This is a genomic window from Acidovorax sp. GW821-FHT09B03 (genome assembly GCF_059418305.1).
In genome coordinates, this window is the sequence record NZ_JBWKPP010000005.1 from 211,983 (window position 1) to 227,195 (window position 15,213).

The window sequence follows — 15,213 nt, forward strand, 5'->3', positions numbered from 1 at the left end:
CGGCCCGGCCCCTGGCCGCCAGCCGATAATCGGGGGATGGCCGCCGTTTTTGACAAGCCCTCCTTTGCCCAGCGCTTTCTTCCCCTGTTCCGCGGTTTCGATCTGCCCCTGGTGCTGATCATCCTGCTGCTCGCGGGTGCCGGCCTGCTGGCCATGTACTCCTCGGGCTACGACCATGGCACGCGCTTCATGGACCATGGGCGCAACATGCTCATCGCCTGCGCCATCCTGTTCGTGGTGGCCCAGGTGCCGCCCCAGAAGATCATGGTGTTCGCCGTGCCGCTGTATGCCGCCGGCGTGGCGCTGCTGGTGGCGGTGGCGCTGTTCGGCATCACCAAGAAGGGCGCGCAGCGCTGGGTGAACCTGGGCATCGTGATCCAGCCCAGCGAAATCCTCAAGATCGCCATGCCGCTGATGCTGGCCTGGTGGTTCCAGAAGCGCGAGGGCACCCTGCGGCCGCTCGATTTCGCCGCGGCCGGGCTGCTGCTGGCGATTCCGGTGGGCCTGATCATGAAGCAGCCCGACCTGGGTACCTCGCTGCTGGTGCTGGCGGCCGGCCTGTCGGTGATCTTCTTTGCCGGCCTGCCCTGGAAGCTGGTGCTGCCGCCGGTGCTGATCGGCGGCATCGGCATCGCCATCCTGGTGGTCATGGGCGACCCGTGGTGCGCCGACGGGGTGCGCTGGCCTGTGCTGCACGACTACCAGCAGCAGCGCATCTGCACCCTGCTGGACCCTACGCGCGATCCATTGGGCAAGGGCTTTCACATCATCCAGGGCATGATTGCCATCGGCTCGGGCGGCATGTTCGGCAAGGGCTTCATGGCCGGCACCCAGACCCACCTGGAGTTCATTCCCGAGCGCACCACCGACTTCATCTTCGCGGCGTTTTCCGAGGAGTTCGGCCTGGCGGGCAACCTGTTCCTGATCACCTGCTTCCTGCTCCTGGTCTGGCGCGGCCTGGCCATCGCCGTGGGCGCCACGAGCCTGTTCGGGCGCCTGATGGCCGGCGCCGTGTCCATGATCTTCTTCACCTATGCCTTCGTGAACATGGGCATGGTCAGCGGCATCCTGCCGGTGGTGGGGGTGCCCCTGCCCTTCGTCAGCTATGGCGGCACGGCCATGGTCACGCTCGGGCTGGCCCTGGGAATCCTGATGTCGGTGGCGCGCGCCCAGCGCGCGGACCCCAAGAATGCGCCGCCCGCCATGCAGGCATAGCCGGCAGACGGGAGCGGGTGCTTGCGCCATTGCCACGGCGGGCGCTTGGGGTTACAACTGCCGGTCACAGCGGCTTTTCGACAATCCCACGGAGGTGCTCCCATGGCGTCCAAGTTCGAGCTCAAGAAGTCCAGGAACGACAAGTTCGTCTTCAACCTGCTGGCCTCCAACGGCCAGGTGATCCTCACGAGCGAGCTGTACGAATCCCGGGCCAGTGCCCTGAATGGCATCGAATCCGTGCGCAAGAATGCGGCCGATGATGGCCGCTACGGCCGGCTGTGCGCCAAGGACGGCTCTCCCTACTTCACCCTCAAGGCCGGCAACGGCCAGGTCATCGGCCAGAGCCAGCGCTACTCGGGCGAGAAGGCGCGCGAAGCGGGGATCGAATCGGTCAAGGCCCACGCACCCGACGCGGTGGCCGACGACCAGAGCGCCTGATACGGTTTTGCCTTCAACCGTATAGCGTCGTTGGTTCGCCTTGCCGTGCTACAGCACTGTCTGCGGCTCCCGCCTATCTGTACGGTCGAATGCAAATCCGTATGAGCCCGCGCACCGCCCTGCAGGCCCGGCGGGTGCCCCTGCGCCGCACGGGGCCTGCCCGCGCGCCTAAAATGGCCGCATGACCTTCAGCTCCTCTACTGCCGCGCCACAGCGTGCGTCCACCACCCAGCGCATCGACGTTGCCCGGCAACTGCTTCTGGCACCCTTTGGCCTGGATGAAAGCCACCTGGCCCGGGCGCTGGCCGAGATCCGCACGCACCAGGTGGACGATGCGGACCTGTACTTCCAGTACACGCGCAGCGAGGGCTGGAGCCTGGAGGAAGGCATCGTCAAGACCGGCTCGTTCAGCATCGACCAGGGCGTGGGCGTGCGCGCCGTGAGCGGCGAGAAGACGGCGTTCGCCTACTCCGACGACATTTCCGAGGCCTCGCTGCTGGATGCCGCGCGCACGGTGCGCACCATCGGCGCGGCGTCGCAGGCCGGGCGGGTGAAGGTGGCGTCGCAGAAAATCGCCACCAGCCGCAGCCTGTACCCCGGCGTGGACCCCATCGCCACCCTCGACAGCACGGCCAAGGTGGCCCTGCTCGAACGCCTGGAAAAGCGCGCCCGCGCCAAGGACCCGCGCGTGGCCCAGGTCATGGCCGGCCTGGCCAGCGAGTATGACGTGGTGCTGGTGGCGCGTGCCGATGGCACCCTGGCCGCCGATGTGCGCCCGCTGGTGCGCCTGTCGGTCACGGTGATCGCCGAGCAGAACGGCCGCCGCGAAATGGGCTCCGCCGGCGGCGGTGGCCGCTTCGGGCTGGCCTATTTCGACGACGAGCAGATGGGCCAGTACGTGGACGAGGCCGTGAACGCGGCCCTGGTCAACCTCGAATCGCGCCCCGCGCCTGCGGGCGAGATGACGGTGGTGCTCGGCTCGGGCTGGCCCGGCATCCTGTTGCACGAGGCCATCGGCCACGGGCTCGAGGGCGACTTCAACCGCAAGGGCTCGTCCGCCTTCAGCGGCCGGGTGGGCCAGCGCGTGGCGGCCAAGGGGGTCACGGTGCTGGACGACGGCACCATTGCCGACCGCCGCGGCTCGCTCAACGTGGACGACGAGGGCAACGCCAGCCAGCGCAACGTGCTGATCGAAGACGGCATCCTGAAGGGCTACATCCAGGATTCGATGAACGCGCGCCTGATGGGCGTGGCGCCCACCGGCAACGGCCGGCGCGAGAGCTATGCCCACATCCCCATGCCGCGCATGACCAATACCTACATGCTCGGCGGCGACAAGGATCCCCAGGAGATCATCGCCAGCATCAAGAAGGGGCTGTACGCCTCCAACTTCGGTGGCGGCCAGGTGGACATCACCTCGGGCAAGTTCGTGTTCTCGGCCAGCGAAGCCTACTGGGTCGAGAACGGCAAGATCCAGTACCCCGTGAAGGGCGCGACCATCATCGGCAGCGGCCCCGAATCGCTCAAGAAAGTGACCCTGATCGGCAACGACATGCGCCTCGACAGCGGCGTGGGCACCTGCGGCAAGGAAGGCCAGAGCGTGCCCGTGGGCGTGGGCCAGCCCACGCTGCGCATCGAAGGCCTGACGGTCGGCGGAACAGCTTAAGCACCCCCTGAGTCGCTTCGCGCCTTCCCCCTCTCTCGACTCGCTGCGCGAGTCGGGAGGGGGACGCCCCCAGCGCAAGCGCTGGATATGCCGTCTTCGCGGCGGGGCGGCCCTTGCGCGGGGGCGCTGGCCTGGGCCGCGCTGGTTCAGAGGCTGTGAACGATGCCTGGCGCAAGCGAAGGCGAGGCCCCGGAGGTCTTACGGCCGCCTCGCCAATTGTTGCGTAGCCACACCATTCGCGCTGCCCATTGCCCGCAATTGGCCGGTCTTCACCTGCCAAATGGTGTGCCTGGGGCTTGCACGTAGCCGCATGGGGCCTGGGCGGCGCACAATCTCGGCATGCCTGCCACGCGCCCCAGTCTGCAGCACACACTTCAGTCGTTTGGCGACATCAGCCGTTTTTTGCGCGAGAGCGTGGCCGATGAGGATTCGCGCCAGCTGCGCGACAGCCTGAGCGGCCTGTCCACCCACATCGACGAGGCGGTGCGCACGCGCCGCACCAGCACCGACACGGCGGCCATCACGCGCCGGGTGGTGGGGCTTTCGCACTGCGCGCGCGAGCACCAGCTGTTCCTCACCGGCCTGGGCTCGGCCTGGCATGCGCTCTACGAGTTCGGTGCCTACCAGCGGGCCTTGCGCGAGCTGCGCAATGCCATCACCGCCTGGCAGCAGGCGCTGGAGCAGCGCAACACGCGCGAAAGCGCCTGCTTCGACCAGTTCGAGCTGCTCGCCTGGCGCACCCTGGGAGAGGCCTTGCTGCTGGTGGACATGTACGAGCACCAGAGCGAGCCGGTGAGCGAGTTGCCCAGCGAGCCACCGCCCCCGCGTTCGGCATTGCAGCGCGCGGCCGCCTGGCTGCGGCGCTTGCGCAGCTGATTTTCTCGGCTCCTTTGCCGCCCAGGATTGCCTTGCAAGCCGCCATGGCGTTGCGTCTTCGCAACGCCTGGGGGTTGTTGCAATGCGGCAAGACTGTGCTACATTGATTGCCATGCAAGTTCGCAGCGCGTTTTATTTTTGGTTTTTTATCTCAGTCCCCGGCGGATGAGAGGCGAACGCGCAAGCACACACAACCTCACCATACCAACCGCCGACGCTGCAAAGCCCGGCGGTTTTTGTTTTTCTGCCCTCCCCATTTCCATCCACTTTGCAGCCCACGAGGAAGACAACATGACGGCCCATGCCAACCCCACCAGCGATGCCTGGTACCGCAGCGTCGAGAAAACCAGCCAGACCGACGACGAACGTATCAAGGACATCACCGTGTTGCCCCCTCCAGAGCACCTGATCCGCTTTTTCCCCATCAGCGGCACGCCGGTGGAATCGCTGATCACCCAGACCCGCAGGAACATCCAGAACATCATGGCCGGCGAGGACGACCGCCTGCTGGTCATCATCGGTCCCTGCTCCATCCACGATCCAGTGGCGGCGCTCGAATACGCGCGCCGCCTCAAGGTGGCGCGCGAGCAGTACAAGGACACGCTGGAGATCGTGATGCGCGTCTACTTCGAGAAGCCGCGCACCACGGTGGGCTGGAAGGGCCTGATCAACGACCCCTACCTCGACGAGACCTACCGCATCGACGAGGGCCTGCGCATAGCACGCCAGCTGCTGATCGACATCAACCGCCTGGGCATGCCCGCGGGCAGCGAGTTCCTGGACGTGATCTCGCCCCAGTACATCGGCGACCTGATCTCCTGGGGCGCCATCGGTGCGCGCACCACCGAAAGCCAGGTGCACCGCGAGCTGGCCTCGGGGCTTTCGGCCCCCATCGGCTTCAAGAATGGCACGGACGGCAACATCCGCATCGCCACCGATGCCATCCAGTCGGCCAGCCGCGGCCACCACTTCCTGTCGGTGCACAAGAACGGCCAGGTCGCCATCGTCAACACCAATGGCAACAAGGACTGCCACGTCATCCTGCGCGGTGGCAAGGCCCCCAACTACGACGCCGAGAGCGTGGCCGCGGCCTGCAAGGACCTCGAAGCCGCCAAGCTGCCCGCCACCCTGATGGTCGACTGCAGCCATGCCAACAGCAGCAAGCAGCACCAAAAGCAGATGGACGTGGCGCGCGACGTGGCCGGCCAGATCGCAGGCGGCTCGCGCAGCGTCTTCGGCCTGATGATCGAGAGCCACCTCACGGCCGGCGCGCAGAAGTTCACGCCCGGCAAGGACGATGCCGCGGCGCTGACCTATGGCCTGAGCATCACCGACGCCTGCCTGGGCTGGGACGATTCGCTGCAATCGCTGGCCGACCTTTCCGCTGCCGTGCAAGCCCGCAGGGCCGCTTGAGCATCGGCCTGCGTGTAAGCTTCTGGCCATGGAGGGCCCCGTGCGCTGACCCTGTGCGGCGGCGGGGTCTTCCACCTCCGCTTACAAGAAAGGCACCCCATGCACAGCGAAGTCTCCGTCCGCCTGGCGGGCAACCAGGAATTCCGTTTCGACCTCGCGAGCGCCGAGCCCATGACCCATGAGGAAGGGCGCCGCTGGCTGGACGACCAGTTCACCAGCCTCGACTGCGAGCCCCTGCGCGCCAGCGGCAAGGTGCTGCTGGCCGACAAGGTGCTCACCGTGGCCCAGGCCGCCGGCAGCCCGCTGATGGGTGATGTGCAGTGGTCGCGCGATTTCGCACGCGCCGCCAGTGCGGCACTTGCCCGCCCCGTGGTGCGGGTCGACGTCCCTGCAATGGCCGTGACCTTCTGATTCCTATTGGGCCAGCGCCTGCAACAGGCGTGCGTGCACGCCGCCAAAGCCGCCGTTGCTCATGCACACGATGTGGTCGCCGGGGCGTGCCGCGGCACTGACCTGGGCCACCAGCGTGTCGATGTCGGGGGCGGTCTGCGCCCGCTGACCCGGCCCCACGCCCAGGGGGGCGAGGGCCTCGGCCGCGTCCCAGTCCAGCCCGGCAGTGTGGCAGAAGGCCAGGTCAGCGGGCTCCAGTGCCCAGGGCAACTGGCTCTTCATGGCGCCGAGCTTCATGGTGTTGCTGCGCGGCTCGAACACCGCCAGGATGCGCGCGCCGGCCGGGAGGCTGCGGCGCAGGCCGTCGAGCGTGGTGCGCAGCGCCGTCGGGTGGTGGGCGAAATCGTCGTACACCGCGATGCCGTTCACCGTGCCGCGCAGTTCCATGCGGCGCTTGACGTTCTGGAACTGACCCAATGCCCGCGCTGCCTGTTCGGGCGCCACGCCCACGTGGTGGGCGGCGGCGATGGCGGCCAGTGCATTGAGCTGGTTGTGCACGCCGGTCAGCGGCCACTCCACGCGCGCCACGGTGCGGCCCTGCTGCACCACGTCGAAGGCATGGGGCTCGCCCACGGCCGAGAAATCCCCCACCGCCGTGCCGAAGCTGCTCACGCTGCTCCAGCAGCCGGCGTGCAGCACGCGCGCCAGGCTTTCCTCCAGCCCGTTGACCACCACGCGGCCCGAGGGCGGCACGGTGCGCACCAGGTGGTGGAACTGGCGCTCGATGGCGGCCAGGTCGTCGAAGATGTCGGCGTGGTCGAACTCCAGGTTGTTCAGCACCGCCGTGCGTGGCCGGTAGTGCACGAACTTGCTGCGCTTGTCGAAGAAGGCCGTGTCGTACTCGTCGGCCTCGATCACGAACAGCGGGCTGGTGCCCAGCGCCCCGTCACCGGCGTGCGGCCGTGCGGCCGCGCCCAGGCGTGCCGAGACGCCGAAGTTCAGCGGCACCCCGCCGATCAGGAAACCGGGCTGCTGGCCTGCGCTCTCCAGTATCCAGGCCAGCATCGAGGTGGTGGTGGTCTTGCCGTGCGTGCCGGCCACGGCCAGCACATGCCGGCCCTGCAGCACCTGCTCGGCCAGCCACTGGGGGCCGCTGGTATAGGGCAGGCCGGCCTCCAGGATGGCCTCCATCAGCGGAAATTTGGGCGTGCCATCGGCCAGTCGCACCCGGCTGACCACATTGCCGACCACGAACATGTCGGGTTCCAGGCCCAGCTGCTCCGGGCCGAAGCCTTCGATCAGCTCGATCCCCAGGGCGCGCAACTGGTCGCTCATGGGGGGGTAGACGCCCGCGTCGCAGCCTGTGACCCGGTGGCCCGCTTCGCGGGCCAGGGCCGCGAGGCCGCCCATGAAGGTGCCGCAGATGCCCAGTATGTGTATATGCATGGTCGACGATTCTACTTTTCAAACCAGGGGCCTCGCGCAGCAGGGGCGGCCTGCCTGGGGAGCTATGAAATTGATAGTCCTGCGAGCGCCATGGCCCTGTGGGCAGCGCTGCTGTGGGGGCATGTGGACGACCCCGAAAGCGCGTTCGCGCCACAATGGAGCCTCCACTGCCTGGTTTGCGCCATGAACACACCTCTGAGTGCCGAAATCGCCAATACCACCGCCCGCATCGTCGTCGAGGAAGGGATGGAGTGGGGCCCCGCCAAGCGCCGTGCGCTGCGCGAAATGGGCTTGCCTGCCCGCACGGCACTGCCCGGCAACGACCAGGTGGAGGAGGCCGTGCGCGAGTACATTGCCCTGTTCTGCGCCGATACCCAGCCACGCGAGCTGCGTGCTTTGCGCCAGCTGGCCCTGGTCTGGATGGAGCGCATGGCGGCTTTCAGGCCCCACCTGGGTGGCGCCGTGTGGCATGGCACGGCCACGCGCCTGTCGGATATTTACCTGCAGTTGTTCTGCGATGACTCCAAGTCGGCCGAAATTGCGCTCATCGACCACCATGTGGACTATGAACCGCGCACGGTGTCCGGCTTCCATGGCGAATCGGTCGAGGCGCTGAGCCTGGGCAGCAAATCGCCGGAACTGGGTGAGATCATCGGGGTCCATCTGCTGATCTACGACCTCGATGACCTGCGCGGTGCGCTGCGGCCCGATGCCAAGGGGCGCTCCCCCCGCGGTGACATCACGGCCGTGCGCCACCTGCTCCAAGATACGGAATCCCCTGCTCCATGACGACCCCCGCTCCCGAGATATCCCAGCCCGCAGCCTCCGCCACTCCCGCCGATCCTGCCCGCCGCCGCTGGCTGTATGCGGGCGTGGCCGGCGCGGCCGCCGTGGGCGGCGCAGGCGTGGCGTGGTGGAAGTTCCAGCCCCATGCCATGGACAGTGGGGCCGAAAAGGCCCTGTGGGCCCTGGAGTTCGAGACGCCGGACGGGGCCACCCTGGCGCTGCAGCGCTTCCTGGGCAAGCCGCTGCTCATCAACTTCTGGGCCACCTGGTGCGCTCCCTGCGTCGAAGAGCTCCCCATGCTCAATGCCTTCTACCGCGAACAGGCGCCCAAAGGCTGGCAGGTGGTGGCCCTGGCCATCGATCAGCCGTCTTCGGTGCGCAAGTTCCTGGCCAGGCTACCGCTGGAATTCCCCGTCGGACTGGCCGGCATGCAGGGCACCGACCTGGGTCGCTCGCTCGGAAACCTCACCGGCGGCCTGCCTTTCACGGTGGTGCTGGGCGGGGAAGGCCGGGTGCTGCACCGTAAAATGGGCCAGGTCACGGCGCAGGATCTGCAGCAGTGGTCGGCCCTGCGCTAGGCGGGGCGGGCCTTCGAGGCCCTTTATTCCAGGCCTGAATGGCCCTTCGACGCTCTGGCGTTCATCAAAATTGTGGCCCAAAGACGGGCATAGGCCGAATTTGGAGTAAATTCGCGCCCTGTTCAGTTTTTAGCCGTTGGAGCTTTCATGGATCTGCGAAAACTCAAAACCCTCATCGACCTCGTCTCCGAGTCGAATGTGTCCGAACTCGAAATCACGGAAGCCGAGGGCAAGGTCCGTATCGTCAAGAGCGGCGGCGCCGTGGTCCAGCAGTATGTACCAGCGCCGATGCAGCAGGCTCCCGCCCCTGCCCAGGCTGCAGCCGCCCCCGTGGCCGAACTGCCCGCGCCGGCCCCGGCCGCGCCCGCAGGCCATGTGGTCAAGTCGCCCATGGTCGGCACCTTCTACCGTTCGTCCAGCCCCGGCGCCAAGGCCTTCGTCGAGATCGGCAGCCAGGTCAAGGAAGGCGAGACCATCTGCATCATCGAGGCCATGAAGATCCTCAACGAGATCGAGGCCGACAAGTCGGGCACGGTCACCCGCATCCTGGGCGAGAACGGCCAGGCCGTGGAATACGGACAACCGCTGTTCGTGATCGAATAAGGCGCGCATGTTCAAGAAGATCCTTGTTGCCAACCGGGGCGAGATCGCCTTGCGGATCCAGCGCGCCTGCCATGAGCTGGGCGTGAAGGCCGTGATGGTCTATTCCGAGGCCGACCGCGACGCCAAGTACGTCAAGCTGGCCGAAGAGGCGGTGTGCATCGGCCCCGCGCCCTCGCCCCTGTCCTACCTCAACATGCCGGCCATCATCTCGGCCGCCGAAGTGACCGATGCCGAAGCCATCCACCCCGGCTACGGCTTCCTGTCCGAGAACGCCGACTTCGCCGAGCGCGTGGAAAAGAGCGGCTTCCAGTTCATCGGCCCCACGCCCGAGTCGATCCGCATCATGGGCGACAAGGTCTCGGCCAAGCAGGCCATGATCCGTGCGGGCGTGCCCTGCGTGCCCGGCTCCGAGGGCGAGCTGCCCGAAGACCCGGTGCAGATCCGCCGCATCGCCAAGGCCGTGGGCTATCCCGTGATCATCAAGGCCGCCGGCGGCGGTGGTGGCCGCGGCATGCGCGTGGTGCACACCGAGGCCGCGCTGGTCAATGCCGTGCAGATGACCAAGGCCGAGGCCGGGGCTGCGTTCGGCAATCCTGCGGTGTACATGGAGAAGTTCCTCCAGAATCCGCGCCACATCGAGATCCAGATCCTGGCCGACAAGCACCGCAATGCGGTCTACCTGGGCGAGCGCGACTGCTCCATGCAGCGGCGCCACCAGAAGGTGATCGAGGAGGCGCCGGCCCCGGGCATCCCGCGCAAGCTGATCGAGAAGATCGGCGAGCGCTGCGTTGCTGCGTGCAAGAAGATCGGCTACCGCGGTGCGGGCACCTTCGAGTTCCTCTACGAAAACGGCGAGTTCTACTTCATCGAGATGAACACGCGCGTGCAGGTGGAGCACCCGGTGACCGAATGGATCACGGGCGTGGATATCGTGCGCACGCAGATCATGGTCGCCGCCGGCGAGAAGCTGCCCTTCACCCAGCGCCAGATCGAGATCCGGGGCCATGCCATCGAGTGCCGCATCAACGCGGAAGATGCATACAAGTTCACCCCCTCACCAGGGCGCATCACCACCTGGCATCCACCGGGCGGGCCCGGTGTGCGCGTGGACTCGCATGCCTACACCAACTACTTCGTGCCGCCGAACTACGACTCGATGATCGGCAAGATCATCGTGCACGCCGATACGCGCGAACAGGCGCTGGCGCGCATGCGCACGGCGCTGTCGGAGACCGTGATCGAAGGCATCAACACCAATGTGCCGCTGCACCGCGAGCTGATGGTGGACGCCAAGTTCATGGCCGGCGGCACCAACATCCACTACCTGGAAGAGTGGCTGTCCCAACACAAACGTTGAGCGGCCTTCCCGTCGTTTGATCCACATGCTGGCCCCTGGCAACGGGGGCCGGCATTTCATTTTTTCTGAGAGGCCTGTGCCCATGTTCGAGCTGATGCTGATGTGCCCCGAAGACCGGATCGAGCCGGTCAGTGACGCGCTGGACGCGCTGGACGCGCTCAGCGTCTCGGTCGAAGATGCCGACGCGCAGACCGATGCCGAGCAGGCCCTGTTCGGCGAGCCCGGCATGCCGCCACCCAAGGATGGCTGGCAGCGCAGCCGTGTGGTGGCCCTGTTCCCCACGCGCGAGGCCGCTGTCGAGGCGCAGCAACTGCTGTCGGTGCAGGACTTCTTCGAGGGTTGCCAGGTGCTGGGCGTGGCCGAGGTGGCCGACCAGGACTGGGTGCGGCTCACCCAGTCGCAGTTCGCGCCCGTGGACATCACGCCCGATTTCTGGATCGTGCCCACCTGGCACGAGCTGCCGGCCGCGGCCGTGCGCAGCATCCGTCTGGACCCGGGCCTGGCCTTCGGCACCGGCACCCACCCCACGACGCGCATGTGCCTGCGCTGGATCGCCCGCAAGGGCGCAACTGGCGAGGGCGCAGCCGCCTTCGGCCGCGTGCTCGACTACGGTTGCGGCTCGGGCATCTTGGCCATCGGCACGGCCAAGTTCGGTGCCACCGACATCGATGCGGTGGACATCGACACGGCGGCGGTCGAATCGACGGTCTTGAATGCGCAGGCCAATGGCGTGCAACTGCGCGCCGGCCTGCCCGACAAGGCCAGCGGCCAGTACCATACCGTGCTGGCCAACATCCTGGCCACGCCGCTGCGCGTGCTGGCGCCCCTGCTGTGCAACCACGTGGCGCCCGGCGGCCACCTGGTGCTGGCCGGCATCCTGGCCCGTCAGGCGGACGAGCTCAAGGAGGCCTACGCACCCTGGGTGAAGCTCGAGGTGGCGGACACCGAGGACGGCTGGATCCTCATGACGGCATCGCGCTGATGCCAGGTGCGGGGCGGTACATGCCGCACCCTACAATCGACCGCAGATGAGCCAGATCACACGCTGCCCGGCCTGCGCGACCCAATTCAAGGTGGTCGCCGACCAGTTGCGCATTTCCGAAGGCTGGGTGCGCTGCGGGCAGTGCAAGGAGGTGTTCGATGCGGCGGCCTACCTGGTGGCTGCGCCGCCTCCGCCGATGCTGCCCGACGTGTCGCTCACCGACACGCGCCCACCACCCGTGGTCGTGTCCCGGCCCGCCGAAGAGCGGGGCGCCTGGGGCGTGTTCGACCCGCCCGCGCCCCGGCCTGCTGCGGGCCGTGCCGTGGCCCAGCCAGCGGCACCTGTCCCGGCGCCGGTGCCGGCCATGCCTTCGCCCGTGGCCCCTGCTGCGTCTGCGGCGGGCTCCTCCGGCGCCCGGGTCGGCGAGGCGTTCGATATCCCCGCCCCCACGGTTCCGGCGTTCCTGTCGGCCACGCGCCCGCCCGCGGTGGCACCCGGTGCCGATGGGCTGAGCCTGGAGCCCTTGCAGACCTTTGGCTGGCGTGCCCCGGTGCCGCTGGCGCCCCTGGCCCCCCTTGTGCCGCTGGCTCCTGTGGTGCCGGTTGCGCCGCTGGCGCCCCCGGTACCCGCCACGCCACCCGCGGCGGCGGTGCCGCCTGCTGCTGCCGCCGCCGCGTTCGTCCCCCCGCCGCCGCGCGAGGAGAGCCGTGTGCTGCCCGGCCTGGCCGCCTCGCTGCTGGCCGACCTGGCCCCGGTGGCGAGCCCGGCGGCACGGCCCAGGGAGGTGGTGGATCCGGCCGCCGAGGGCATGGCGCTGCCTGCCGGCTACGAACTGCCGGTGGCGGATTTTTCCGATTCCCTGCCTGCGGTCGATCGTGACGGCTACGGCGACGATGGCCCGGACACGGAGATCATGTCCCTGCCCGAGGGCCCGGGCGATGGGGGTGCCTATCCGTCCCTGGACCTGCCGCCGGCCGTCCCGGCGGCGCAGCGCGATTTCCTGGTGCCGGACGAAGAGGACGACGACCACGATGACGGCGTGCCGCTGTTCGGCCATGTCGACGCGGTGCCCGAACCTGGGCCACGGCGCACGCCCGTGGCTTCGCCATCGTCCACCAGCGGGTTTTCCGACTCCGTGACGCCCTTTCCCGCCGATGCGGATTTCGAGCTGATGCCCGATCCGGTCTTTCCGGCATCGGCACCCGCCCGACCTGATGTTGCCAGCGGCGCGCGCGGGCCTGCAGCGGCGGCGGCCCTGGACGCCGACGAAGACGACGAGCTGCCGGCCGGCCATTCCGGTGCCGAGGAAGTGAGCTTCGTGCGGGCTGCGCGGCGCAAGGCCTTCTGGCGCCGGCCGCTGGTGCGCAGCGTGCTGGCGCTGGTGCTGGTTCTCCTGCTCGGGGTGCTGGCCCTGCAGGTCGCCGTGCACGAGCGCAACCGCATCGCCGCGATGGACAGCCGCTCGCGGCCCTGGCTGCAGCAGCTGTGCGCGCATGTGGGTTGCGCGCTGGCCCCCCAGCGCCAGATTGCCGACCTGGTGATCGACAGCTCGTCCTTCAACAAGGCGCGCGGCGATGGCTATGTGCTGGCGCTCACCGTCAAGAGCCGTGCCGAGATACCGCTGGAAATGCCAGCGGTGGAGTTGACGCTCACCGACGCCCAGGACCAGCCTGTGCTGCGGCGCGTGCTGCTGCCGGCCGACCTCGCAGCGCCGGTCGAGCTGGCGGCGCGCGGCGAGTGGAGCACCTCGGTCTCGGTGGTGGTGACCTCGGCCGCCTCGCGGGTGTCGGGCTACCGGGTGATGACCTTCTATCCCTGATCCCGCCGGACAGGGGCCTTTCCTTCCTCCAACCCTCTCTCTACCTTCTTCCTACTATGGCTGCCCTCATCTGCGGTTCCCTGGCGTTCGACACCATCATGACCTTCGAGGGCCGTTTTGCCGAGCAGATCCTGCCCGAGCAGCTGCACATCCTCAACGTGTCTTTCCTCGTGCCCTCGCTGCGCCGCGACTTCGGCGGCTGCGCCGGCAACATCGCCTACAGCCTGAAGCTGCTGGGCGGCGAGCCCCTGCCCATGGCCATGCTGGGCAGCGATGGTGCCGATTACCTGCAGCGCCTGGACACCCTGGGCATCAGCCGGCGCTTCGTGGGCCAGGTGGAAGACGTCCACACCGCCCAGGCCATGATCATGACCGACCGCGACAACAACCAGATCACGGCCTTCCACCCCGGCGCCATGATGCAGGCCCATGCCAACCGCATCGAGTCCGGCGATGGCATCCGCCTGGCCATCATCGCGCCCGATGGCCGCGATGCCATGCTCGAACATTCGGCGCAGCTGGTGGCGGCCGGTGTTCCCTTTGTCTTCGATCCTGGCCAGGGCCTGCCCATGTTCAACGGCGCCGAGCTCTCGCGCTTCATCGAACAGGCCACCTGGGTCACCGTCAATGACTACGAAGGCAAGATGCTCAGCGAACGCACGGGCTGGAGCCTGGCCGAGATCTCGCAGCGCGTCGACGGCCTGGTGGTGACGCTGGGTGGCGAGGGCTGCGAGGTATGGGTCAAGGGCGAGAAGACGCTGGTGCCCGCCGTGGTGCCGGCCGCTGTCGTGGACCCCACGGGTTGCGGCGATGCCTGGCGCGGTGCGCTGCTGTTCGGCCTGGAGCGCGGCTGGTCGTTGGTGAAGTGTGCGGAACTGGGCAACCGGGTCGGAGCCCTCAAGATCGCGCAGCGCGGTCCGCAAAGCTACACGCTGGACTTCCAGCCCGCGTGAGTTGAAGTGCCCCCGGAGGCGCTGCGCGCCTTCACGCCTCTCTCAGTTTGCTTCGCAATCTGGGGGGGGACGGCCCCCAGCGCACGCAAGCGAAGCGCCGCATATGCGGCGGGGCGGCCCTTGCGCGGGGGGCACTGGCCATGGCGCACCAGTTTCATGCGCCGCGGGTGGCGCGCAGTGCAATGGATGCCTGATGGATTGCGTCGCTGTGCCGGTGCCACGCACGGTGCAGGAGGCGCATCCTGTGCTTTCCGTTCGGGCATAAAAAAACCCGGTGCCGAAGCACCGGGTTGAGCGCGAAGCGCGTAAGCCAGAGACTTACGGCTTGGTGCCCGTGGGGAAGGGCCATGCTGCCTGAGGGTTCAGCGTGGTCTGCGCTGCGGGAGCGGCTGCGGCTGCAGCTGGCGCAGGGGCTGGGGCCTTGGCCGCTTTCTTGGCAGGAGCTGCCTTTTTGGCGGGTGCAGGGGCGGCCTTCTTGGCGGCTACGGCCTTCTTGGCAGGAGCGGCAGCCTTCTTGCTGGGCGCAGCTGCCTTCTTGGCAGGAGCGGCAGCCTTCTTGGCAGGTGCTGCTGCCTTCTTGGCGGGAGCGGCCTTCTTGGCTGGTGCTGCTGCCTTCTTGGCGGGAGCGGCCTTCTTGGCTGGTGCTGCTGCCTTCTTGGCGGGAGCGGCCTTCTTGGCTGGTGCTGCTGCC

Annotated in this window: 15 protein-coding genes; 13 read left to right on the forward strand and 2 right to left on the reverse strand. The window is 67.9% G+C overall.

Annotation, left to right across the window (positions count from 1 at the left end):
- Nucleotides 1-36 precede the first annotated feature (36 nt).
- From rodA to AC07PA_RS11985, 6 genes are all read left to right on the forward strand, one after another.
- On the forward strand, nucleotides 37-1,215 hold the full coding sequence (gene rodA / locus AC07PA_RS11960; protein WP_007854173.1) for a rod shape-determining protein RodA: 1,179 nt from the start codon (nucleotides 37-39) through the stop codon (nucleotides 1,213-1,215).
- Nucleotides 1,216-1,317: 102 nt separating this feature from the next.
- Nucleotides 1,318-1,653, forward strand: coding sequence for a YegP family protein (locus AC07PA_RS11965; protein ID WP_007854175.1), 336 nt, complete (start codon nucleotides 1,318-1,320; stop codon nucleotides 1,651-1,653).
- A gap of 181 nt (nucleotides 1,654-1,834) precedes the next feature.
- Nucleotides 1,835-3,319, forward strand: coding sequence for a metalloprotease TldD (gene tldD, locus AC07PA_RS11970; RefSeq protein ID WP_494605596.1), 1,485 nt, complete (start codon nucleotides 1,835-1,837; stop codon nucleotides 3,317-3,319).
- 339 nt (nucleotides 3,320-3,658) lie between these two features.
- The gene (locus AC07PA_RS11975) at nucleotides 3,659-4,195 is read left to right on the forward strand and encodes a hypothetical protein (protein ID WP_007861145.1); all 537 of its coding nucleotides are present in this window, start codon (nucleotides 3,659-3,661) and stop codon (nucleotides 4,193-4,195) included.
- Between the two features lie 291 nt (nucleotides 4,196-4,486).
- On the forward strand, nucleotides 4,487-5,608 hold the full coding sequence (locus tag AC07PA_RS11980; RefSeq protein WP_494605599.1) for a 3-deoxy-7-phosphoheptulonate synthase: 1,122 nt from the start codon (nucleotides 4,487-4,489) through the stop codon (nucleotides 5,606-5,608).
- 99 nt (nucleotides 5,609-5,707) lie between these two features.
- Nucleotides 5,708-6,019: a hypothetical protein gene (locus AC07PA_RS11985; protein ID WP_007861138.1), complete on the forward strand. Its 312-nt coding sequence runs from the start codon at nucleotides 5,708-5,710 to the stop codon at nucleotides 6,017-6,019.
- Nucleotides 6,020-6,022: 3 nt separating this feature from the next.
- Here AC07PA_RS11985 and mpl read toward each other — a convergent pair whose 3' ends face one another.
- The gene (gene mpl, locus AC07PA_RS11990; protein WP_494605601.1) at nucleotides 6,023-7,444 is read right to left on the reverse strand and encodes a UDP-N-acetylmuramate:L-alanyl-gamma-D-glutamyl-meso-diaminopimelate ligase; all 1,422 of its coding nucleotides are present in this window, start codon (nucleotides 7,442-7,444) and stop codon (nucleotides 6,023-6,025) included.
- Between the two features lie 183 nt (nucleotides 7,445-7,627).
- Between mpl and AC07PA_RS11995 the strand changes: the two genes are divergently transcribed.
- The 7 genes from AC07PA_RS11995 (at nucleotide 7,628) to AC07PA_RS12025 (ending at nucleotide 14,522) form a co-directional block, all read left to right on the forward strand.
- Nucleotides 7,628-8,233, forward strand: coding sequence for a hypothetical protein (locus AC07PA_RS11995; RefSeq protein WP_035206350.1), 606 nt, complete (start codon nucleotides 7,628-7,630; stop codon nucleotides 8,231-8,233).
- Nucleotides 8,230-8,808, forward strand: coding sequence for a TlpA family protein disulfide reductase (locus AC07PA_RS12000; RefSeq protein ID WP_494605604.1), 579 nt, complete (start codon nucleotides 8,230-8,232; stop codon nucleotides 8,806-8,808). The genes AC07PA_RS11995 and AC07PA_RS12000 overlap by 4 nt, the downstream gene beginning before the upstream one ends.
- 147 nt (nucleotides 8,809-8,955) lie before the next feature.
- On the forward strand, nucleotides 8,956-9,411 hold the full coding sequence (gene accB, locus AC07PA_RS12005) for an acetyl-CoA carboxylase biotin carboxyl carrier protein (RefSeq protein WP_007861134.1): 456 nt from the start codon (nucleotides 8,956-8,958) through the stop codon (nucleotides 9,409-9,411).
- 7 nt (nucleotides 9,412-9,418) lie between these two features.
- Nucleotides 9,419-10,768, forward strand: coding sequence for an acetyl-CoA carboxylase biotin carboxylase subunit (accC, locus tag AC07PA_RS12010; protein ID WP_007861132.1), 1,350 nt, complete (start codon nucleotides 9,419-9,421; stop codon nucleotides 10,766-10,768).
- Nucleotides 10,769-10,850: 82 nt separating this feature from the next.
- Nucleotides 10,851-11,750 (forward strand): 50S ribosomal protein L11 methyltransferase, encoded by a 900-nt coding sequence (gene prmA / locus AC07PA_RS12015; protein WP_007861130.1) that lies wholly within the window; start codon nucleotides 10,851-10,853, stop codon nucleotides 11,748-11,750.
- A gap of 46 nt (nucleotides 11,751-11,796) precedes the next feature.
- Nucleotides 11,797-13,569, forward strand: a complete 1,773-nt coding sequence (locus tag AC07PA_RS12020) for a zinc-ribbon and DUF3426 domain-containing protein (RefSeq protein WP_494605607.1) — start codon at nucleotides 11,797-11,799, stop codon at nucleotides 13,567-13,569.
- Between the two features lie 56 nt (nucleotides 13,570-13,625).
- Nucleotides 13,626-14,522, forward strand: coding sequence for a carbohydrate kinase family protein (locus AC07PA_RS12025; protein WP_007861126.1), 897 nt, complete (start codon nucleotides 13,626-13,628; stop codon nucleotides 14,520-14,522).
- A 318-nt stretch (nucleotides 14,523-14,840) separates the two neighbouring features.
- On the opposite strand, the gene AC07PA_RS12030 is transcribed toward AC07PA_RS12025, so the two are convergent.
- A partial coding sequence (locus AC07PA_RS12030; RefSeq protein ID WP_494655375.1) for a histone occupies nucleotides 14,841-15,213 on the reverse strand: 373 nt, incomplete at its 5' end.

Coding starts and splice junctions, on each gene's coding strand:
- AC07PA_RS12025 (WP_007861126.1), top strand. CDS start 13,626: ATGGCTGCCCTCATCTGCGGTTCCCTGGCGTTCGACACCATCATGACC.
- tldD (WP_494605596.1), top strand. CDS start 1,835: ATGACCTTCAGCTCCTCTACTGCCGCGCCACAGCGTGCGTCCACCACC.
- accC (WP_007861132.1), top strand. CDS start 9,419: ATGTTCAAGAAGATCCTTGTTGCCAACCGGGGCGAGATCGCCTTGCGG.
- AC07PA_RS12020 (WP_494605607.1), top strand. CDS start 11,797: ATGAGCCAGATCACACGCTGCCCGGCCTGCGCGACCCAATTCAAGGTG.
- AC07PA_RS11985 (WP_007861138.1), top strand. CDS start 5,708: ATGCACAGCGAAGTCTCCGTCCGCCTGGCGGGCAACCAGGAATTCCGT.
- AC07PA_RS11980 (WP_494605599.1), top strand. CDS start 4,487: ATGACGGCCCATGCCAACCCCACCAGCGATGCCTGGTACCGCAGCGTC.
- AC07PA_RS11965 (WP_007854175.1), top strand. CDS start 1,318: ATGGCGTCCAAGTTCGAGCTCAAGAAGTCCAGGAACGACAAGTTCGTC.
- AC07PA_RS11975 (WP_007861145.1), top strand. CDS start 3,659: ATGCCTGCCACGCGCCCCAGTCTGCAGCACACACTTCAGTCGTTTGGC.
- AC07PA_RS12000 (WP_494605604.1), top strand. CDS start 8,230: ATGACGACCCCCGCTCCCGAGATATCCCAGCCCGCAGCCTCCGCCACT.
- accB (WP_007861134.1), top strand. CDS start 8,956: ATGGATCTGCGAAAACTCAAAACCCTCATCGACCTCGTCTCCGAGTCG.
- AC07PA_RS11995 (WP_035206350.1), top strand. CDS start 7,628: ATGAACACACCTCTGAGTGCCGAAATCGCCAATACCACCGCCCGCATC.
- prmA (WP_007861130.1), top strand. CDS start 10,851: ATGTTCGAGCTGATGCTGATGTGCCCCGAAGACCGGATCGAGCCGGTC.
- mpl (WP_494605601.1), bottom strand. CDS start 7,444: ATGCATATACACATACTGGGCATCTGCGGCACCTTCATGGGCGGCCTC.
- rodA (WP_007854173.1), top strand. CDS start 37: ATGGCCGCCGTTTTTGACAAGCCCTCCTTTGCCCAGCGCTTTCTTCCC.